Annotated in this window: 18 protein-coding genes; all 18 read right to left on the bottom strand. The window is 63.5% G+C overall.

From position 1 onward, the window contains the following. Window positions 1-120: 120 nt before the first annotated feature. The 18 genes from ftsA to dksA all read right to left on the bottom strand — a co-directional run bounded on the left by ftsA (window position 121) and on the right by dksA (window position 20,863). Window positions 121-1,350 carry a cell division protein FtsA gene (ftsA, locus tag AC097L_RS17565; RefSeq protein ID WP_479587828.1) on the bottom strand — a complete coding sequence of 410 codons (1,230 nt, stop codon included), beginning with the start codon at window positions 1,348-1,350 and terminating at the stop codon, window positions 121-123. A 15-nt stretch (window positions 1,351-1,365) separates the two neighbouring features. Next, window positions 1,366-2,169: a cell division protein FtsQ/DivIB gene (locus AC097L_RS17560; protein WP_479587827.1), complete on the bottom strand. Its 804-nt coding sequence runs from the start codon at window positions 2,167-2,169 to the stop codon at window positions 1,366-1,368. A 2-nt stretch (window positions 2,170-2,171) separates the two neighbouring features. Then, window positions 2,172-3,191 (bottom strand): D-alanine--D-alanine ligase, encoded by a 1,020-nt coding sequence (locus AC097L_RS17555; protein ID WP_479587826.1) that lies wholly within the window; start codon window positions 3,189-3,191, stop codon window positions 2,172-2,174. Between the two features lie 26 nt (window positions 3,192-3,217). Further along, the gene (gene murC, locus AC097L_RS17550) at window positions 3,218-4,642 is read right to left on the bottom strand and encodes a UDP-N-acetylmuramate--L-alanine ligase (RefSeq protein WP_479587825.1); all 1,425 of its coding nucleotides are present in this window, start codon (window positions 4,640-4,642) and stop codon (window positions 3,218-3,220) included. After that, the gene (murG, locus tag AC097L_RS17545) at window positions 4,639-5,700 is read right to left on the bottom strand and encodes an undecaprenyldiphospho-muramoylpentapeptide beta-N-acetylglucosaminyltransferase (protein ID WP_479587824.1); all 1,062 of its coding nucleotides are present in this window, start codon (window positions 5,698-5,700) and stop codon (window positions 4,639-4,641) included. Before murG ends, murC begins: the two co-directional genes overlap by 4 nt. Then, the gene (gene ftsW, locus AC097L_RS17540; RefSeq protein ID WP_479587823.1) at window positions 5,697-6,965 is read right to left on the bottom strand and encodes a putative lipid II flippase FtsW; all 1,269 of its coding nucleotides are present in this window, start codon (window positions 6,963-6,965) and stop codon (window positions 5,697-5,699) included. Before ftsW ends, murG begins: the two co-directional genes overlap by 4 nt. Continuing rightward, entirely contained in the window at window positions 6,962-8,569 is a 1,608-nt protein-coding gene (gene murD / locus AC097L_RS17535; RefSeq protein ID WP_479587822.1) for a UDP-N-acetylmuramoyl-L-alanine--D-glutamate ligase, read from the bottom strand. The genes ftsW and murD overlap by 4 nt, the downstream gene beginning before the upstream one ends. Before the next feature lie 4 nt (window positions 8,570-8,573). Then, a complete protein-coding gene (gene mraY / locus AC097L_RS17530) occupies window positions 8,574-9,752 on the bottom strand; it encodes a phospho-N-acetylmuramoyl-pentapeptide-transferase (protein ID WP_479587821.1) in 1,179 nt (392 codons plus the stop codon). Next, entirely contained in the window at window positions 9,742-11,133 is a 1,392-nt protein-coding gene (locus tag AC097L_RS17525; protein ID WP_479587820.1) for a UDP-N-acetylmuramoyl-tripeptide--D-alanyl-D-alanine ligase, read from the bottom strand. Before AC097L_RS17525 ends, mraY begins: the two co-directional genes overlap by 11 nt. Continuing rightward, complete coding sequence (locus AC097L_RS17520) at window positions 11,130-12,629, bottom strand: UDP-N-acetylmuramoyl-L-alanyl-D-glutamate--2,6-diaminopimelate ligase (RefSeq protein ID WP_479587819.1); 1,500 nt, start codon at window positions 12,627-12,629, stop codon at window positions 11,130-11,132. The genes AC097L_RS17525 and AC097L_RS17520 overlap by 4 nt, the downstream gene beginning before the upstream one ends. Then, entirely contained in the window at window positions 12,629-14,359 is a 1,731-nt protein-coding gene (locus tag AC097L_RS17515; protein ID WP_479587818.1) for a peptidoglycan D,D-transpeptidase FtsI family protein, read from the bottom strand. Before AC097L_RS17515 ends, AC097L_RS17520 begins: the two co-directional genes overlap by 1 nt. Then, on the bottom strand, window positions 14,356-14,673 hold the full coding sequence (ftsL, locus tag AC097L_RS17510) for a cell division protein FtsL (protein ID WP_479587817.1): 318 nt from the start codon (window positions 14,671-14,673) through the stop codon (window positions 14,356-14,358). Before ftsL ends, AC097L_RS17515 begins: the two co-directional genes overlap by 4 nt. Then, entirely contained in the window at window positions 14,670-15,623 is a 954-nt protein-coding gene (gene rsmH / locus AC097L_RS17505) for a 16S rRNA (cytosine(1402)-N(4))-methyltransferase RsmH (protein ID WP_479587816.1), read from the bottom strand. The genes ftsL and rsmH overlap by 4 nt, the downstream gene beginning before the upstream one ends. A 9-nt stretch (window positions 15,624-15,632) precedes the next feature. Then, window positions 15,633-16,061, bottom strand: a complete 429-nt coding sequence (gene mraZ / locus AC097L_RS17500; RefSeq protein WP_479587815.1) for a division/cell wall cluster transcriptional repressor MraZ — start codon at window positions 16,059-16,061, stop codon at window positions 15,633-15,635. Window positions 16,062-16,356: 295 nt separating this feature from the next. Continuing rightward, window positions 16,357-17,691 (bottom strand): ATP-dependent protease ATPase subunit HslU, encoded by a 1,335-nt coding sequence (gene hslU / locus AC097L_RS17495; protein ID WP_479587814.1) that lies wholly within the window; start codon window positions 17,689-17,691, stop codon window positions 16,357-16,359. Window positions 17,692-17,694: 3 nt separating this feature from the next. Beyond that, window positions 17,695-18,243 carry an ATP-dependent protease subunit HslV gene (gene hslV / locus AC097L_RS17490; protein ID WP_479587813.1) on the bottom strand — a complete coding sequence of 183 codons (549 nt, stop codon included), beginning with the start codon at window positions 18,241-18,243 and terminating at the stop codon, window positions 17,695-17,697. 64 nt (window positions 18,244-18,307) lie between these two features. Continuing rightward, a complete protein-coding gene (locus tag AC097L_RS17485; RefSeq protein ID WP_479587812.1) occupies window positions 18,308-20,113 on the bottom strand; it encodes an STAS domain-containing protein in 1,806 nt (601 codons plus the stop codon). A gap of 39 nt (window positions 20,114-20,152) precedes the next feature. Beyond that, entirely contained in the window at window positions 20,153-20,863 is a 711-nt protein-coding gene (dksA, locus tag AC097L_RS17480; protein WP_479587811.1) for an RNA polymerase-binding protein DksA, read from the bottom strand. Window positions 20,864-20,872 lie beyond the last annotated feature (9 nt).

Below are 20,872 nucleotides of genomic sequence, written 5' to 3'. Positions count from 1 at the left end.
CAAAAAACGAAACGGGGTTGACCGGGGACCAGGGTGGATGGCAAGTTCGCCATCGCCACAAGGCCATGGGTGCTGGGCTGCCACGCGGAAAGGAGTGGGGGGTGTGGGTAGTACGCATGGTCAGAAGTTCCCTACAAACCAGTCTTTGACGCGGCCCACCGCGGTCTTCATGGAGCCGTTTTTTTGCGCCACCTTGAAGCCGCGGGCACGGCCGATGCGGGCCTCTTCCAGCAGGCCCATCACGGTGGCGGCGCGGGGCTGCGAGACCATGTCGGACAGCGCACCCCGGTATTTGGGCACGCCACGGCGCACCGGTTTCAAAAAGATGTCTTCGCCCAGCTCGACCATGCCGGGCATGACCACGCTGCCGCCGGTGAGCACGATGCCGCTGGACAGCACTTCTTCAAAGCCCGACTCGCGGATGACCTGGGCCACCAGCGAATAAATCTCTTCTACCCGCGGCTCGATCACCCCGGCGAGTGCCTGGCGGCTCAGCATGCGCGGGCCGCGGTCGCCCAGGCCGGGCACTTCCACCTGGGCTTCCGGGTCGGCCAGCAACTGCTTGGCGTAGCCGCTTTCGACCTTGATGTCTTCCGCGTCCTTGGTGGGCGTGCGCAGGGCCATGGCGATGTCGCTGGTGATCAGGTCCCCGGCAATCGGGATGACGGCGGTGTGGCGGATCGCACCGTTGGTGAAGATGGCCACGTCGGTGGTGCCCGCGCCAATGTCCACCAGGGCCACGCCCAGTTCGCGCTCGTCTTCGGTCAGCACCGACAGGCTGCTGGCCAGCGGGTTCAGCATCAGCTGGTCTACATCCAGGCCGCAGCGGCGAATGCATTTGATGATGTTCTCGGCGGCGCTTTGCGCCCCGGTGACGATATGCACCTTGGCCTCCAGGCGGATGCCGCTCATGCCGATGGGCTCTTTCACGTCCTGCCCGTCGATGATGAATTCCTGCGGCTCCACCAGCAGCAAGCGCTGGTCGGTAGAGATGTGGATGGCCTTGGCGGTTTCCACCACGCGGGCTACATCGGCAGCGGTGACTTCGCGGTCTTTCACCGCCACCATGCCGCTGGAGTTGATGCCGCGGATGTGGCTGCCGGTGATGCCGGTGTAGACGTGCGAGATCTTGCAGTCGGCCATCAGCTCGGCCTCTTTCAGCGCCATCTGGATGCTCTGCACGGTGGCGTCAATGTTCACCACTACACCGCGCTTGAGGCCGTTGCTGGGGGCCACGCCAAAACCGGCCAGCTTCAGCTCCCCGCCCGCCAGTACCTCGGCCACCACCACCATCACCTTGGCGGTGCCGATGTCCACCCCGACGACTAAATCTTTGTACTCTTTTGCCATAGTGCGTCCTGTAATTCAATGTCCTGTTGTCTTGGTCTTGGGCACCGGCAGTGGTGCGGCCAAGGTGGTCACGCCGCGCAAGCGCAAGGCGTAACCTTCGGTGTAGCGCAGATCGGCCTGCTCGACGGCATCCACCGTACGGCCATATTCCTTGGCCACCTGGGCCACGGTGCCGATAAAGCGCTGCACGCGCTGGGTAATTTCTTCGGCCGTGCCACGGCCCAGTTCAACCTCGCCACCGGCATCGGTCTGCATGCGCCAGCCGCCGCGTTTGGTCAGGGTCAACTGGTCCAGCGCCATGTCCAGCGGTGCCAGCAAGGGGGCTAGCGTGTGGTACATGCCCAGAATCTGGCCCGCCTGCTCCACCGGACCGTCCAGGCGGGGCATGTCGTCGTGGTCTACCTCGCCCACGTTGGCCTCGAACACTTCGCCAAAGGTATTGAGCAGGCGCGACTCGCTGTCGTCGCCCCAGTACGCAGCCGCCTGCTGCTCTTGCAGTACCACCCGCAGGCGGTTTGGGAACTCGCGCCGCACCACCGCCCTGCGCACCCAGGGCACGGCCTCAAAGGCAGCCTTGGTGGCGTTCAGGTCCACGGTAAAGAACGTGCCCTTGATCTTGCCGCCCAAGTTAGCGCGCAAAGTGACATCGTTGTTGTGCACCACATCGCCCACCACCGAAATCCCACGGATGGCAAACAGCGGCTGGCGTGCCGTCCATTGCACCAGCGCCACCAGCCCGAGGACGAGCGCGCCCAGGAACAGCACCGTAGCGGTGGCGTTCATGAGTTTCACGTCCATGGGGGGGGCGACTTTTTGCATGCTCAGGCCGTCGGGGTTCCGTAGTCCAGCGCCGCGGTTTGCAGCAGGCGCACGCACAGGGCTTCATAGCTGATGCCTGCGGCGCGGGCCGACATGGGCACCAGCGAATGGCTGGTCATGCCGGGGGCGGTGTTGATCTCCAGCAAGTAGGGCTTACGGGTGGCGGCGTCGATCATCACGTCGGCACGGGCCCAGCCGCGGCAGCCCAGGGTCAGAAAGGCTTTGCGCACCAGGGCCTGGATAGCGGCCTCTTCGCCCTCGGGCAGGCCGCAGGGCACCAGATACTGGGTGGTGTCGGTGAAGTATTTGTTCTGGTAGTCGTAGTTGCCTTCTGGAGCCACTATGCGCACCACCGGTAGCGCCTCGGTCTGGGCGCCGGTGCCCAGCAGCGGAATGGTGACTTCGTCGCCGCGGATGAACTGCTCGCACAGCACCGCCGGGTCGAGCTGCGCAGCCAGCGCGTAGGCGGCATCCACTTGGTCCAGCGACAGCACCTTGGTCAGGCCGATGGTGGAGCCTTCGCGGGCGGGCTTGACGATCATGGGTGCACCCAGCGTGGCGAACGCTGCACGGGCCGCGGCCGCGCTGTCCACCTCGAACCAGCCGGGGGTCGGCAAACCTTCAGCACGCCAGATGCGCTTGGTCATCACCTTGTCGATGGCAATGCTGGAAGCCATCACGCCCGAGCCGGTGTACGGAATGCCCAGCAGCTCCAGCGCGCCTTGCACCGTGCCATCTTCGCCGAAGCGGCCATGCAGGGCGATGAAGCAGCGGGCAAAACCCTCGCGCTTCAAGTCGCCCAGATCGCGCTCCGACGGGTCAAAGGCATGCGCATCCACACCCTGGCTGCGTAGCGCGGCCAGTACGCCGGTGCCCGACATTTTGGAGACTTCGCGCTCGGCAGAAGCTCCACCCATCAGCACAGCCACTTTTCCTAATGTTGCCCCCCCGCTTGTCGCTCCGCGTACTACGCTGCCCCCCCGGGGGGTGTTCACGCCTTGGGGCGGCCCTGAGTCGCTCATATTTAAAAAATTTAGAGTCATAGCGCTTATTCCACCTGCGTAAGCAGCTCTTTTTTCGATAGCAAATCAACCACCTTGCCCGGCACGGCACCGATGGAGCCTGCACCCATGCACAGCACCACGTCGCCGTCTCGGGCGATATCGGCAATCGCCTGCGGCATGGTGGCGATATCGTCCACAAAAACGGGCTCCACCCGGGCCGCCACGCGCAGGGCACGGGCCAGCGCCCGGCCATCGGCCGCAACGATGGGGGCCTCACCGGCGGCGTAGATTTCGCCCAGCAGCACCACATCGGCCTCGCCAATCACCCGCACAAAGTCTTCAAAGCAGTCGCGGGTGCGGCTGTAGCGGTGCGGCTGGAATGCCAGCACCAGGCGGCGGCCCGGAAACGCGCCGCGCGCAGCCGACAGCGTGGCCGCCATCTCGACCGGGTGGTGGCCATAGTCGTCTACCAGGGTGAAGTTGCCGCCGTCTTTGGCAGGCTGCTCGCCGTACGGTTGGAAGCGGCGGCCCACGCCTTCGAACGTTGCCAGCGCGCGCTGCACGGCGGCATCGGGCAGGTCCAGCTCGGCGGCGATGGCAATGGCCGACAGCGCGTTCAGCACGTTGTGGCGGCCTGGCAGATTCAGCACCACGTCCAGGTCGGACAGCACCACGCCATTGCGGCGCTGCACGGTGAAATGCATCTGGCCGCCCACGGCGCGCACGTCCACGGCCCGCACCTGGGCGCCTTCTTCAAAGCCGTAGCTGGTGACGGGGTTGGTCACCTGGTCCACGATGGCGCGCACGCCGGGGTCGTCGGTGCACAAAATCGCCGTGCCGTAAAAGGGCATACGGTGCAGAAAATCGACGAAAGCTTTTTTGAGGTTGTTGAAGTCGTGGCCGTAGGTTTCCATGTGGTCGGCATCGATATTCGTCACCACCGCCATCACCGGCAGCAGGTGCAAAAAGGACGCGTCCGACTCATCGGCCTCGACCACGATGTAGTCGCCGGTACCCAGGCGGGCATTGGCCCCGGCACTGTTGAGGCGGCCACCGATCACAAAGGTGGGGTCCAGCCCGGCCTCGACCAACACGCTGGCCACCAGGCTGGTGGTGGTGGTTTTGCCGTGGGTTCCGGCGATGGCAATGCCCTGCTTCAGGCGCATCAGCTCGGCCAGCATCAGCGCGCGCGGCACGATGGGCACCTTGTTTTCGCGCGCGGCCAGCACTTCGGGGTTGTCGGCCTTGACGGCGGTGGATGTGACGATGGCATCCGCCCCGGCCACGTTCTCGGGCGTATGGCCGATGAAGGTGGTGATGCCCAGGTCACCCAGGCGGCGCAGGGTGGCGCTGTCGCTCTGGTCAGAGCCAGAAACCACATAGCCCAGCTTGTGCAGCACCTCGGCAATGGCCGACATGCCGGAGCCGCCGATGCCGACGAAGTGGATGTGGCGTACGGCGTGTTTCATACCAGTTCCTCACAGGCAGCGACTACGGCTTCGGTAGCGCCTATTTTTTGCATCTTTTTGGCCTCTAGCGCATATTTCACCAGTGCATGCCGCTCTAATTTTTGTAGCATTTGGGCTAAACCCTGCGCCGTTAGGTCACGCTGCTGCACCAGCATGCCGCCGCCTGCCTGCACCAAAAACTGGGCATTGGTGGTCTGGTGGTCGTCCACCGCCGCCGGGAAAGGCACGAACAACGCGGCCACGCCCACCGCCGCCAGCTCGGTCACGGTACTGGCACCGGCGCGGCAAATCACCAGGTCGGCGTGCGCGTAGGCGGCTGCGGCATCGTCGATAAACGGGGTCAAATCGCCCTGCACTCCGGCTGCCGCATAGCTGGCGCGCAAGGCCTCCATCTGCTTGGCTCCGCTTTGGTGGCGCACCTGGGGCCGCTGCGCAGTGGGCAGCAAGGCCAGCGCCTGGGGCACGGTGTCGTTCAAAGCCTTGGCCCCCAAGCTGCCGCCGACCACCAGCACCTGCAAGGGCCCGGCTCGGTTGGCGAAGCGGGTGGCCGGGTCAGGCTGGTGCAGGAATTCGGACCGCAGCGGGTTGCCGACCCACACACCGTGGGGCAACACATTTGGAAACGCCGTAAACACCCGTTTGGCCACCCTCGCCAGCAGCTTGTTGACCAACCCGGCGACCGAGTTTTGCTCGTGCAGTACCAGCGGCTTACCCAGCAGCCAGGCCATCAAACCGCCAGGAAAAGCGATGTAGCCACCCAGGCCCACTACCACATCGGGTTGGACGCGGCGCAGCACCTGCGCGCTGTGCCAGCAGGCTTGTGCCAGCCGCAGCGGCAGGCGCAGCAACGTGCCCAGACCCTTGCCGCGCACGCCGCCAAATGCAACCGATTCAAAGGCAAAACCACGCGGTGGCACCAGTTGCTGCTCCATGCTGCCAGGCACGCCCAGCCAGTGCACGCGCCAACCTTTGGCGCGCAGGGCCTCGGCAACGGCCAAGCCGGGGAAGATGTGCCCCCCGGTGCCACCGGCCATCACTAGTGCGCAGCGCTGCGTCATACACGGGCTCCATGCATGAGTTGCCTGTTTTCGTAGTCCACCCGAAGGACGACGGCCAACGCCACCAGGTTCCACAAAATTGCCGACCCGCCAAAGCTCATCAGCGGCAGCGTCAGCCCCTTGGTGGGCAGTGCGCCCAGGTTCACACCCATGTTGATGAAGGTCTGAAAGCCCATCCACAGGCCTACGCCCTGCGCGACCAGCCCGGCAAACAGGCGGTCCAGCGCAATGGACTGGCGGCCGATGTGCATGATGCGGCGGATAAGCCAGAAGAACAGGCAGATCACCGTGATCACGCCGACCAGGCCGAACTCTTCGCCAATCACGGCCAGCAAGAAGTCGGTGTGCGCCTCGGGCAGCCAGCTGAGTTTTTCGATGCTGCCGCCCAGGCCTACGCCAAAGATCTCGCCCCGGCCGATGGCGATCAGCGAGTGGGTGAGCTGGTAACCCTTGGCCAGCGCATTGCTGTCGCTCCAGGGGTCCAGATAGGCAAAGATGCGCGCCCGGCGGTAGTCGTTGAAGGCAATCATCATGCTGAAGGCCCCCACCAGCACGGTGGCGATCAGGAAGAACATGCGGGCGTTTACACCACCCAAAAACAAAATGCCCATGGCGATCACGGCGATCACCATGAACGCGCCCATGTCGGGCTCGGCCAGCAGCAGCACGCCGATGGTACCCACCGCTGCACCCATGGGCCAGACGGCGCGCCAGAAGTTCTCTTTCACGTCCATCTTGCGCACCATGTAGTCGGCCGCGTACACCACCACGGCAAACTTGGCCATCTCGGACGGCTGAAAGTTCATCACCCCTAGGGGCAGCCAGCGCCGCGCGCCGTAGACCACCTTGCCCACGCCCGGAATCAACACTGCGATCAACAGCAGCAGCGAAACGATAAATAGCCACGGGGCCCAGCGCTCCCAGGTGCGCATCGGTACCTGGAACGCGATCAACGCGGCCACAAAGGCTACGCACAAAAACGCGGCGTGCCGGATGAGGAAGAAATTGTGGTCGTACTTGGCGAAGCGGGGGTTGTCGGGCATGGCAATGGATGCCGAATACACCATTACCAGACCCCAGGCCAGCAGTGTCACCGTGACCCACAGCAAGGGCTGGTCGAAGCCATGCACCCGCTGCGGCTGGCTGGGCGTGCGCGAAAAGCCGCTGGCCCCGAGCTTGACCGGCAAGGCATCGGCCGCCGCCTTGGGCAGGCCCTTGAACCAGTCGCGGAACCGCGCAGGCAGGCGCAAAGACAAGGTGCTCATGCCTCGCCCTCCCCTGCATCGGCCAAGGCCATGACAGCTTCAATGAAAACCTGGGCGCGGTGCTCGTAATTTTTGAACATGTCAAAGCTGGCGCAGGCGGGCGACATCAGCACGGCATCGCCCGGGTGGGCGCGCTGGCTGGCCAACTGCACTGCCTGGGCCATGCTGTCGGCATCGACCAGGGCGACACCCGCATCTGCCAGTGCCGCGCGGATCTGCTGCGCATCGCGGCCGATCAGCACCACGGCGCGGGCGTAGCGCGACACGGGTGCGGCCAGCGGCGTGAAGTCCTGGCCCTTGCCCTCTCCGCCCAGGATGGCAACGATGCGGCGCTCGGCCCCCAGGCCATTCAGCGCGGCCACAGTGGCTCCGACATTGGTGCCCTTGCTGTCGTCAAAGTATTCGATCTCGCGCACGGTGTCGACGGATTCGACCCGGTGCGGCTCGCCCCGGTATTCGCGCAGGCCGTAGAGCATGGGGGCCAGCGCGCAGCCTGCTGCCGTGGCCAAAGCCAGTGCGGCCAGGGCGTTGACGGCGTTGTGGCGGCCCCGGATGCGCAATGCGTCGGCGGGCATCAGGCGCTGGATGTACAGGTCGTCTGCGGCTTCGCTGCGTTTGCGCTTGGTTTCATCCGCCTCCAGGGCACGCACCAGCCACGCCATGCCGTTGACCACTTCGATGCCGAAGTCGCCAGGGCGCTGGGGCATGTCGCCGCCAAAGGTGGTGTGGCGGCGCAACTGGGGCTTTTGCAGGCGCACGCGGATCGGCTCGGGCAGCATGGCCATCACACCGGGGTCTTCGCGGTTCAGCAGCATCAGGGCATGCTGGCCAAAAACACGGGCCTTGGCTGCGGCGTAGGCTTGCATGCTGCCGTGCCAGTCCAGGTGGTCTTGGGTAAGGTTGAGCACGGCAGCGGCGGTGGGCTCAAAGCCCTGGGCCGCGTCGAGCTGGAAGCTGGACAGCTCCAGCACCCAGACTTCGGGCAAGGTGTCTGCGGCCATATGGGCCGCCAGCGTATCCAGCAGCGTGGGGCCAATGTTGCCGGCCACCGCCACGGTTTTACCGGCGTGGGCCACCAGTTGGCCGGTGAGCGAGGTCACCGTAGTCTTGCCGTTGGTGCCAGTGATGGCCAACACGGCGGGCTGGTAACCCAGTGGTATAGCGGGTGCGGCGATGGCCGCGGGGGCTTCGTCGTCTTCCGACGGCAAGACCTCCTCGTCCTCCCGCTCAGGCTGCAGCTCTGTAGCAGGTGTATCGGGTGCGACCTGGCGCATATCGGCCAGCGCCCGGGCAAACAGGGTCAGCTCACCGCCGACAGGCACACCCGCGCGCTGCGCCTCGGCCAGCACCGGGGCCAGTACTTCGGGCGACAGGCCGGGCGAACGGTACACGGCGCGCACACCCTGCGCCAGGGCCGCGTTGAACGGACCGGCGATGAACTGCGCGCTGGGCACTTCGGCCTGCAAAGTCGCCAACTGGGGCGGGGCCTCGCGCGTGTCGGCCACCGTGACCTGCGCGCCATGCCGGGCACACCAGCGCGCCATGGCCAGGCCGGACGCACCAAGGCCCAGGATCAACACGGGGAGGTCTTGCAAGTGCCGCATGGTGCTAGCGCAGCTTGAGGGTAGACAGGCCCACCAGGCACAGCAGCATGGTGATGATCCAGAAACGCACGACGACTTGGGTTTCCTTCCAGCCGCTTTTCTCAAAGTGGTGGTGCAGTGGAGCCATTTTCAAAATGCGCCGACCCGCGCCGTATTTCTTCTTGGTGTACTTGAACCAACTCACCTGCAGCATCACCGACAAAGCCTCAACCACGAAGATGCCGCCCATGATGGACAGCACCACTTCCTGGCGTACGATCACTGCCACGGTACCCAAAGCCCCACCCAGCGCCAGTGCGCCGACATCGCCCATGAAGACCTGGGCCGGGTGGGTGTTGAACCACAGAAAAGCCAGCCCGGCGCCGGCCATGGCCGTGCAGAACACCAGCAGTTCGCCCGCACCCGTGATATGCGGCAAAAACAGGTATTTGGAATACACCGCACTGCCCGTCACATAAGCAAACACACCCAGCGCCGAGCCCACCAGCACCACCGGCATGATGGCCAGGCCGTCCAGGCCGTCGGTCAGGTTCACCGCGTTGCTGGAGCCCACAATCACCAGGTAGGTCAACACCACAAAGCCGAGCACACCCAGCGGATAGCTGACTTCTTTCAAAAAGGGCAGTTGCAGGCCGGCCTTGGGCGGCAGGCTCAGGTCAAAGCCGGACTGGACCCAGCTGAAGAACAGCTCCAGCACGCGCATATTGGAGTTTTCGGAAATGCTGAACACCAGGTACAGCGCAGCGACCACGCCGATCAGCGACTGCCACATGTACTTCTCGCGCGAACGCATGCCTTCGGGGTCTTTGTTGACCACCTTGCGCCAGTCGTCCACCCAGCCAATCGCCCCAAAGCCCAGGGTGACCAGCAGAACAATCCACACGAACCGGTTGCTTAAATCCACCCACAGCAGGGTCGAGATGGCGATGGACAGCAGAATCAACACGCCTCCCATGGTGGGCGTGCCCTGCTTGGCCAGGTGGCTTTCCATGCCGTAGCCGCGGATGGGCTGGCCAATCTTCAGCGCCGCCAGGCGGCGAATCACCGCCGGGCCTGCAGCCACGCCGATCAACAACGCCGTCATGGCGGCCATCACCGCACGGAACGTGAGGTACTGGAACACGCGAAAAAACCCGAACTCGGGTGACAGGGTTTGCAACCACTGGGCAAGACTAGGCAGCACGGGGGGAATCCTCGGAATGTTGTTGTTTTTGTACGTATGCGGCGATGAAGGCCACGACCCGTTCCATCTGCATGGAGCGCGAGCCCTTGACCAGCAGGCTGGCCGTATGCGGCAACTGGGCTTGCACACCGGCCAAGAGCGCGTCCATGCTGTCGAAATGCCTAGCCCCAAACGGGGTCAGGTATTTGGCGAGCGTGCCCAAAGTCAAAACCTGCTCGATGCCGCAAGCTTGCGCGTAGGCACCGGCTTCGGCATGGAATTGAGGGCCCTGCTCGCCCACCTCGCCCATGTCACCCAACACCAGCAGGCGCGGGCCGGGCAAAGCGGCGAGTACGGCAATCGCGGCCTGTACCGAATCGGGATTGGCGTTGTAGCTGTCGTCCACCACTGTCAGGCTGCGGCCTTCGATCTGCAAGGCCAGCGCCTTGGAGCGACCTTTGACTGGCTCGAACGCTGCCAGCCCTGGGGCGATGGCGGCCAGGGGTACACCGGCGGCCAGGGCACAAGCGGCAGCCGCCAACGAATTCTTCACGTTATGCAGGCCTGCGATGTGCAAGGCGTAGTCCAACGACCCGGCAGGGGTGTGGGCATGGACTTGCCAAGCGCCATCGGCCCACAGCGGGGTGGCGGCGGTCACGTCTGCAGCATCCAGCGCAAATTGCAGGCGGCGACGCGGAGCGCTGAGCACCTGCCACAGGGGGGTGAATGCGTCGTCCGCCGGAAACACGGCCACGCCGTCAGCGGCCAGTGCCGCCAGCACACTGCCGTTTTCCTGGGCCACGGCTTCCACCGTCTGCATGAATTCCAGGTGCTCGCGCTGGGCGTTATTGACCAGGGCCACCGTGGGCCGGGCCATGGTGGCCAGCAGCGCAATCTCGCCGGGGTGGTTCATGCCCAGCTCGACCACGGCCAGCCGGTGGTGGGCGCGCAGGCGCAGCAGCGTCAGCGGCACGCCAATGGCGTTGTTGTAATTGCCCTGGGTGGCCAAAAAGGCCTCGGGCTGGGCAGCGCGCAGGATGCTGGCCACCATTTGCGTGACGGTGGTTTTGCCGTTGCTGCCGGTCACCGCTATCAGCGGCAGGTGGAACTGGGCGCGCCAGCCGGTGGCCAGCGTGCCCAGTGCGGCCAGGGTGTCTGCCACCTCGATGCACGGCAGACCGGGCAGCGCGTAGCCGGAGTGGCACAAGGCGGCCACGGCACCACTGGCTTGCGCCTGGGCCAGCAGGGTGTTGGCATCAAAGGTGTCGCCCTTGAGAGCCACAAACAGGTCGCCAGCTTGCAGGCTGCGGGTATCGCTGTGCACACGGGTGATGGCAACCGTGCTGTCACCCACCAGCCGTGCGCCTGGCAGCAGAGCCAAGGCTTGTTGCAGCGTCATCATGCGGCGGCTCCTTTGGCAGGGCGGCGCGCCAGGGCGGCTTCGGCATGGGCTTTGTCCGAGAAGGCATGCTTCACGCCCGCCACTTCTTGCGTTGTTTCATGACCCTTGCCCGCCAGCAGCAGCACATCGGCGGGTGCTGCCTGGGCGACGGCTTCGGCGATGGCCTGGGCGCGGTCGGCCTGCACGTGCACGCAGGCGTTGTGGCTCAGGCCCAGCAAAATCTGGCTGATGATGTGCTCGGGCTTTTCGCTGCGCGGGTTGTCGCTGGTGACCAGCACCAAGTCGGCATGCTTCTCGGCCACGGCGGCCATCATCGGGCGCTTGGAGGCATCGCGGTCGCCACCGCAGCCAAACACGCACCACAGCTTGCCACCACGCGCCTGCGCCAACGGCTGCAAGGCCAACAAGGCTTTGTCCAGCGCGTCGGGAGTGTGGGCGTAGTCGATGGCCACCAGCGGCTGACCAGGTGGGTTGATGCAGTCCATGCGCCCCGGCACCGGCAGCAGGCCATGGCAGGCCTGCACAGCCTCAGCCAGCGGCACGCCCACGGCGCGCATGGCACCGATCACGCCCAGCAGGTTGGCTACGTTGTACTGGCCGATGACGGCGGTGCGCAGGCTGTGGCGTGCGCCGCCCTCCACCACCTCAAAGCACAGGCCTCCGGCTTCGTAGCGGATGTTGTCGGCCTGCAGGCGCGCGCTATGGCTGCAGGACAGCGTCCACACATCCAGGCCGCTAATGTCGGTAAGGGATGCGGCCAACTCCGCACCTTGTGGGTCGTCTACATTCACCACGGCGGCCTGCAGACCCGGCCAGCGGAACAGCTCGGCCTTGGCTTGCCAGTAGGCTTCGGTGCTGCCGTGGTAGTCCAGATGGTCCTGGGTGAAGTTGGTAAACACGGCGACGCGGATGCGGGTGCCGTCCAGGCGGCGCTCGACCACGCCGATGCTGGATGCCTCAATGGCGCACGCGCCCAGGCCCAGGTCCACAAAACCGCGGAAGGCCTGCTGCAAGCGCACCGGGTCGGGCGTGGTCAGGCCGGTGGCCAGCACGTCGGGCGGAATTCCAATGCCCAAAGTGCCCACTACCGCACAGGGAGTATGCGCATATAGCTCTGTTTTTGATAGCGCCTGTGCCAACCACCATGCAGTGGACGTTTTGCCGTTGGTACCGGTCACGGCCAGCACGTCCAGGCTTTCGCTGGGCTGCTGGCAGTAAGCGGCGGCAATCAGTCCGGTGCTGGCCTTGAGGCCGGCATAGCTGGCGACCGCATCGCTGGTAAAGCCAAAGGCCTCGCTACCTTCTTGCTCCACCAGGCAAGCGGCCGCACCCTGGGTCAGGGCGGCCTGCACAAACTGGCGGCCATCGGCAGCGGCACCCGGCCAGGCGATGAAGCCATCACCGGGTTGGATGGCGCGGCTATCCACCTGCAGGCTGCCGATGACCCGGCTGCGCAACCAGGCCACGGCCTCGACGGGGGTATGGAGTTGCAACATCAGAACGACTCGTCGACCGCTTTGGAGACCACCTGGGCTTTTACGTCCAGGTCGGGCTGCACACCCATCATGCGCAGGGTTTGCTGCACCACTTCGCTGAACACCGGGGCCGCCACGATGCCACCGAAATAGGAGCCTGCGCTGGGTTCGTCCACCATCACGGCGACGATGATGCGCGGCTTGTTGATCGGGGCCATGCCGGTAAACCAGGCGCGGTATTTGTTGCTGGCGTAGCCTTTGCCGACCTGCTTGTGCGCCGTGCCAGATTTGCCGCCCACCGAATAGCCCACGGTCTGCGCCAACGGGCCGGTGCCGCCAGGGCCTGCGGCCATTTGCAGCATTTTGCGGATGGCGGCGGCGTTTTGCGCCGAGAACACCCGCACGCCCACCGCCGGTTCGTCTGTCTTGAGCATGGTGGCCGGGATGATTTCGCCGTCGTGGGCAAACACGGTGTACGAGTGGGCCATTTGGAACAGGGACGCCGACAAGCCGTAGCCGTAGGACATGGTGGCCTGCTCGATGGGCCGCCAGGTCTTCCAGGGCCGCAGACGGCCCGACACCGCGCCGGGGAAGCTGATTTGCGGCTTCTGCCCAAAGCCGACGGCGGTATAGGTGTCCCACATTTCGTGCGGGGTCATGCGCTGGGCGATTTTGGTGGCGCCCACGTTGCTCGATTTCTGGATCACGCCCTCTACCGTCAGCGCACCATAGTTGTGGGTATCGGTAATGGTGGAGCCGGTAACGGTGTAGCGCCCCGGCGAGGTGTCGATGACGGTTTGCGGCGTGATGCGGCCCGCCTCCAACGCCATACCCACGGTGATGGGCTTCATGGTGGAGCCTGGCTCGAAGGTGTCGGTCAGCGCGCGGTTGCGCAGTTGCTCGCCGGTCAAATTCTTGCGTTTATCAGGCACATAGCTGGGGTAGTTGGCCAGCGCCAACACTTCGCCAGTGATGGCATCAAGCACCACCACGCTTCCAGCCTTGGCTTTGTTGGCCAGCACGGCATCACGCAGCTTCTGGTAGGCAAAAAACTGCACCTTGCTGTCGATGCTGAGCTGGATTTCGCGGCCATCCACCGGGGGCACCTGGTCGCCAATATCCTCTACCACCCGGCCCATGCGGTCTTTGATGACACGGCGCGAGCCGGGCTTGCCGCCCAGATCCTTGTTGAAAGCCAACTCGATGCCTTCCTGGCCGTTGTCTTCCACGTCGGTGAAGCCCACCACGTGGGCAATCGCCTCGCCTTCGGGGTATTGGCGCTTGTATTCCTTGCGCAGGTAAATGCCTTTGATGCCGAGCGCCGCCACCTCCTGGGTGATGGGCTCGTCCACCTGGCGCTTGATCCACACAAAGCTCTTGTCTTCGTCTAGCTTTTTCTTCAGGTCGGCCAGCGGCATCTCCAGCAGCTTGGCGAGTTTCTTGATTTTTTCGGGGTCGTTGTCCACGTCCTCGGGAATGGCCCAGACGCTGGGTGCGATCACGCTGGAAGCCAGAATCAGGCCATTACGGTCCAGAATGCGGCCGCGGTTGGCCGGCAACTCCAACGTGCGGGCAAAACGCACTTCGCCCTGGCGCTGAAAGAACGCATTGCCAATCACCTGGATGTAGGCGGCGCGCGCGGCCAAGCCGACAAAGCCGATCGCAATGGCGGCGACCACCAGCTTGCTGCGCCAAACCGGCGTTCTGCTGGCCAGCAAGGGGCTGGACGTATAACGGACGCTGCGGCTCATGGTGCCTTCCCTGCGGCCGTGCTGGCGGAGTTGGCGGAAGAGGCGGGCGCGGCAGCGACCGTCACGTACTGGGTGATGGCCGGGGTGCTGGTGCGCATTTGCAGTTGCTCTTTGGCCAGTTTCTCCACGCGCAAAGGCGTGGCCTGGGCGCGCTTTTCGACCTGCAGGCGCTCGTTTTCAATTTCCAGCTTGTGCGACAGCGCAATCGCCCGGTCTACTTCGACAAACAGGCTGCGCGAGTCGTACTGCACCCGTACCAGGTACAACGCACTGGCGATCACCGCAAGCATCAACACCAAGTTCAACCGCGTCATAGCGCGGCCGTCCTGCGTGCCACACGCATTACCGCGCTGCGCGAGCGCTTGTTGCCCGCCACTTCGGCCGCGCTGGGTTTGACCCGGCCCAAGGCCTCCAGCTTCATCTGGGTGGTGCCGCCCAGCATCCAGCTCGGAGCCCGACGGTCCACCACCTCGCGCGCATGCTTGGCAATGAATTGCTTGACGATGCGGTCTTCGAGGGAATGGAAGCTGATGACCACCAGACGCCCCCCCGGCTGCAGCACCCGCAGACTGGCGTTCAGCGCGTGTTGCAGCTCCTCCAGCTCGGCATTGATGAAAATCCGAAAAGCCTGAAATGTCCGCGTTGCAGGGTTTTGGCCCGCCTCGCGGGTTTTGACCGTGCCAGCCACGAGCTCGGCCAGTTCAGTGGTGGTTGATAGAGGGCCGCGTTCTTGTCGGCGAGCAACAATCGCCTTTGCAATGGGCCCAGCAAACCGTTCTTCACCGTAGTCACGTACCACCTCTGCGATCTGTTGAACCTCGGCTGTTGCCAGCCACTCGGCCACACTCTCGCCGCGCGTGGGGTCCATGCGCATGTCCAGTGGGCCGTCGAATCGAAAACTAAAGCCACGCACCGGGTTGTCGATTTGCGGCGAACTGATACCCAGGTCCATCAATACCCCTGCCACACTGGCGTCGGGCAAGGTGTCCAGATGGCGGAAGCCCTGGTGGCGGATGGAAAACCGCGGGTCGGTAATGGTCGCCGCCTCGGCAATGGCTTCCGGGTCGTGGTCGAAGGCGATCAGACGATCTTGGGGGGCAAGCTTGGACAGCAGCAGGCGCGAATGCCCGCCGCGACCGAAAGTAGCATCGACGTAAGTAGCCACAGCGCCATCGGCGCTGTGGGTTGAAGAGTCCGGCTTGTCGAGAAGAGCATCAACTGCTTCATCCAACAAGACGGTGGTATGTTTCCACAACGTATCCACCGTAGGGCCTTAGAAAGAAAAATCCTTGAACACTTCGGGCATCTCGCCTTCCATGGCTTTGGCTTCTTGCGCGTCGTAGGTGGCTTTGTCCCACAACTCAAAGTGCCGCCCCATGCCCAGCAACACGGTTTCGCGCTGGATACCCGCGCCTTCGCGCAGCTCCGGCGACACCAGCACACGGCCGGTGCTGTCCAGCTCCACATCCATGGCATTACCCAAAAAGATGCGCTTCCACCACTGGGCAGACATGGGCAGCTCGGCAATGCGCTCGCGGAATTTCTCCCACTCGGGACGCGGGAACAACATCAGGCAACCATGGGGATGTTTAGTGATGGTCAGTTGGCCACCAGCTGTCGCGCTCAGCACGTCACGGTGCCGGGTCGGCACCGAGAGCCGACCCTTCGCATCCAGACTGAGAGACGAAGCCCCTTGAAACACAACAACTGCCCACCCTTGCTATTGAGCGACAACCAAATGGGCGATGCGAAGGCACTTTTCACCACTTAATTGCACTTTTTTGCACTGTATCAGGAAAAAAAGACTGCGCCCACCGGCAGCGCAGTATTTTTTCAATCAAATCAATGACTTAGCCTCATTGTTGCATGTTGATTTGCACAAAAAACGTTAAAAATTAAGGACTTAGAAAGGTTTATGAATGTGCCGAATGAGGCTACGGCATCAGGTGTAACAAAGATGAGCAATCACCTGCGGCAGAACGCGCAGCCTAGAACTTTTACAAGATATACCGCGACAGGTCTTCGTTTTTACTCAGTTCCTTGAGGCGGGTGTCCACGTAGGCGGCATCAACGACCAACGTTTGCCCGGCCAACCGGGCGGCATCAAAGCTGATGTCGTCCAACAACCGCTCCATCACGGTCGACAAACGCCGGGCACCGATGTTTTCGGTACGCTCGTTCACGTCAAACGCAATATGCGCCAGCCGGGTAATGCCTTCGGGAAGAAATTCCAGCGTCACGTTTTCGGTGGCCAGCAGCGCCTGGTACTGCTTGACCAGCGAGGCATGGGTTTGCACCAGAATTGCCTCAAAGTCTTGCACTGACAGCGACTGCAGCTCCACCCGGATCGGAAACCGGCCTTGCAGTTCGGGGATCAGGTCGCTGGGCTTGCTCAAATGGAACGCGCCCGAGGCGATGAACAGGATGTGATCGGTCTTGACCGTGCCGTACTTGGTGGACACCGAGGTGCCTTCGACCAGCGGCAACAGGTCGCGCTGTACCCCCTGGCGCGACACCTCGGCCCCGCTGCCTTCGCTGCGCGAAGTAACCTTGTCGATTTCGTCAATGAAGACGATGCCGTTTTGCTCGGCATTGAAAATGGCCTGGGTTTTGATCTCTTCCTCGTTGACCAGCTTGGCCGCCTCTTCTTCGACTAGCAGCTTCAGGGCTTCGCCAATCGGCAGCTTGCGGGTTTTGCGCTTGGTCTGGCCGATTTGACTGAACATGCCGCGCAGTTGCTCGGTCATTTCCTCCATGCCGGGCGGGCCCATGATTTCCATCTGCGCCTTGGTATCGGCCAGGTCCAGCTCGATCTCCTTGTCGTCGAGTTGGTGTTCACGCAGCTTCTTGCGAAAGCTCTGGCGGGCCGCGCTGTCAGGTGTATCCGACGGTTGGCCCTGCCCTTCCAGGCTCCGCGCAGTGGGGATCAGGATGTCGAGAATGCGGTCTTCGGCAGCGTCCTCGGCCCGGGCACGCACTTTGCGCATCTCGGTTTCGCGGGTTTGCTTGACGGCAATGTCGGCCAGGTCGCGGATGATGGCATCCACGTCTTTGCCCACGTAGCCCACTTCGGTGAACTTGGTGGCCTCGACCTTGATGAACGGCGCATCGGCCAGGCGCGCCAGACGGCGGGCAATCTCGGTCTTGCCTACGCCCGTGGGGCCGATCATCAAAATGTTCTTGGGCGTGATTTCATAGCGCAGCGGCTCTGCAACCTGCTGCCTGCGCCAACGGTTGCGCAGGGCAATGGCCACGGCCCGCTTGGCCTGGTGCTGGCCGACGATGTGCTTGTCCAGCTCGGCAACGATTTCTTGGGGGGTCATGGAGGACATGGGTCAGTCCAGGGTTTCGATGATGTGGTTCATGTTGGTATAGATGCACAGCTCACCCGCGATCTCCAACGACTTTTTGACGATCTGGGAGGCCGACAACTCGGTGTTGTCCAGCAACGCCTTGGCCGCCGAATGGGCATAGGCACCGCCCGACCCAATGGCGACAATGCCATGCTCGGGCTCCAGCACATCGCCGTTGCCGGTAATGATCAAGGACGCGGTCCTGTCGGCCACGGCCAGCATGGCCTCCAGGCGGCGCAGCACGCGGTCGGTGCGCCAGTCTTTGGTGAGCTCTATGGCGGCGCGCACCAGATGGCCCTGGTGCTTTTCCAACTTGCCCTCAAAGCGCTCGAACAAAGTGAAAGCATCGGCAGTTGCACCTGCAAAGCCTGCCAATACACGGTCGTGGTGCAGCTTGCGGACCTTGCGGGCCGTGCCTTTGATAATGATGTTGCCCAACGTGACCTGGCCGTCGCCGCCAATGGCGACTTGCACGCCGTTGGGGGTTTGGCGGCGCACGCTGATGATGGTGGTGCCGTGAAATTGTTCCATAGGGTCTAGGTAAGGGTGGGGGCCATAAATGCAAGCGCAGCACATACGCCGCCAGGGCAGCAGGTCAATTCCGACGCGGAATGACGGTAGCGTTTTCGTTGATGCCGATCACGTTGAAGAAGATGGCGGCCAGGCGGTGCAACCCTGTAAATTGCACCTGGCGGCCCGCAGCATGCTGGTCTGCAGCCCAGTTGAGCACCGAGCCCGCGGCCGAGAAGTCGATACGCACCAAGGTGTCGCAAGCCACCACCAGCAAGTCGCGTCCACTGGCCTGGGCATCCACCAGCGCCAAAGCAACCGAGGCATCGCCCAGCACAAGCCCCGACAAAGCCCCCCGAGACACCAAGGCGGTAGACAGGTCTGGCGGCAGCGTACGCACGCCAGTATCTGAGTCTTTGAAGTCGGAAGATCCAAATGTCGAGACGGCCACCGCATCCCGCAAGACCCCATCGCTGTGTGCATCCAGCACGGCGTATCCGCAATGTGCCGCCTGCCATGCCGGTGGCGACACCTCGTAGGTAATGCAGTACTCCAACGCCACCATGTCAAAAGCATCCTGGCTTTGCAGAATGCGCAGCAGCGCCAGCCGCACGCGCCACCAGTGGGGATGGGCAGTTGCATCGCCCGACACGGTATGGCTTTTAAGCACGTCTTGCAGATGCCCCACATCGGCAAAAGTCAGTTGCACCACCTGGTCGGCCCAGGCCTCAAAAACGTCGCCCAGGGCTTGCACTGCGGTGCTGTCGATGATCCCCAGGCTGGCCCAATCGATCTGCACCGATGCCGGTGCCCGCAATTGCAAGGCAGCTTGCAGGCTGGCCACGGCTGCTGCGCTCAAAACCGCCGGACACATCCAGGTAAAACTCCCCCCCTGGCCTGCGGCCGCGCCAGGCAACACATGGGCCGTCAGCGACAGTCCGGCCTGGTCTGGAATCGAAAACCAGGCTGGTGCGGTACGCCCAAAACGGCCGGCGAAATCAATGGCCACAATGTCAAACCGGTCTTGCTGGTTAGTGGCGCGGTACAAATCAAACAGCGCCACCCACACCTCGGAATGGACCGATGGCACCGGGCTTTGCTGCAGCAAGGCTTGCAAAGCCGCTTCGGCACCGGCTACATCGCCATTGGCAAAACGGATGGCGGCCTCTTCAAGGTCAGGGTTGTGCTCGTACACACCCATTTCCAGGTCGGGCAAATCCAAATCCAGAGAAGCGGGCTGGGCCGCCTTTTGCGCGGGCACGCCAAAATCAAAATCCAGGTTCAGGTTGTGGTCCAGCGCAGCCAGCATGTCCACCATCGGCTCGCTACTCGGCGTGGGCACGCTCCACGGCCGTTCATCGCGCAACGGCGATATGTCGGTGGGCGCAAACGCATTCGCATGGTGGGCAGCAGCCTGGGTGGGCAACGCGGCGGGCACGGTGGGGGCGTAAGCGCGGGTATTGCCCAGCGGATGGGCTTCGGTAGCCGGCAAACCGGCATGACCCGACAGGCGCACGGGCTGGCTGGCACCGGCATCCTTGGCTTTCCACCACTGCTTGGACATTTGCGCTTCGATGTCGTCGATCTTTTTGATCGTACCGGCGCGGTCGTCCAGCTTGGACTGCATGCTGCTTTGGAAGAAGGACGGCCGCTCCACCGCATCAGACGAGGGCTGAACTTCCCGTTGGCGCAATTTGCGCAGCTGGTCAAACTCGCGGCGGCGTACAAAATCGTTGCGCTTTTTACGCTCAATCATCTCCTTGAGCATCTGCTTGCTGTACTGGCTCTCCTTGTCGAGCTCGGGCTGGTCCAGGTCAGACCAGTTCGTCGTCGGATTGCGGACAAACTTGACGACCTTGGACAGCAGACCCGAGGGTTCGTTAGGTGGCATGGTGGCAGCGGCGCAAGCAGCGGGGTTAGATGCGAACTATCAATCGCCAAACATTTTTTGTTTCAGCTCGCGGCGCTGCTGGGCTTCCAGCGACAGCGTGGCCGTGGGGCGGGCCAGCAACCGGCCTACGCCGATGGGTTCGCCGGTTTCGTCGCAGTAGCCGTAATCACCCGCGTCAATGCGGTTGATGGACTGCTCAATTTTCTTGAGCAGCTTGCGTTCACGGTCGCGGGTGCGCAGCTCCAGCGCGTGTTCTTCTTCGATGGTGGCGCGGTCGGCCGGGTCGGGCACGACCACCGTGTCTTCGCGCAGGTGCTCGGTGGTTTCACCGGCGTTGTTCAGCATGTCCTGCTTAAGCACCGTGAGCTTGAGGCGGAAGAAAGCGGTCTGCTTTTCGTTCATGTACTCGGAGTCGGGCATGGCGATGACTTCGGCATCGGTCAGCTTGTCGGCCGGGGTGGTCTTCCAGTTGTTCGCCAGCTTGGGGTCTTTTTTGGCGGCCACGTGGGGCGGAGGCGCAATCATGGGCTCGGGCGCGTTCTGCATGTAGCTGGACTTGGCCGCAGTGGATGCGACAGCCGGCGCCATGGAAGGCACAGTCAACTGCGCCAAACGCGACGAAGGACGCACGCTCTTGGCCGGAATCGACGTGTAGCGGGGGCTGGTCTGCACCGCCGGGGTGGCTTCGGTGGCAGCCGCCACGGGGGCGGGGGTGGGCTTGGGCGCTGTGGTCACTTGGGTAGTACTCATGGTTGGCGC

Source organism: Rhodoferax sp. RT5P35 (assembly GCF_056521385.1).
This window is presented reverse-complemented; position numbering and strand designations above follow the sequence as displayed.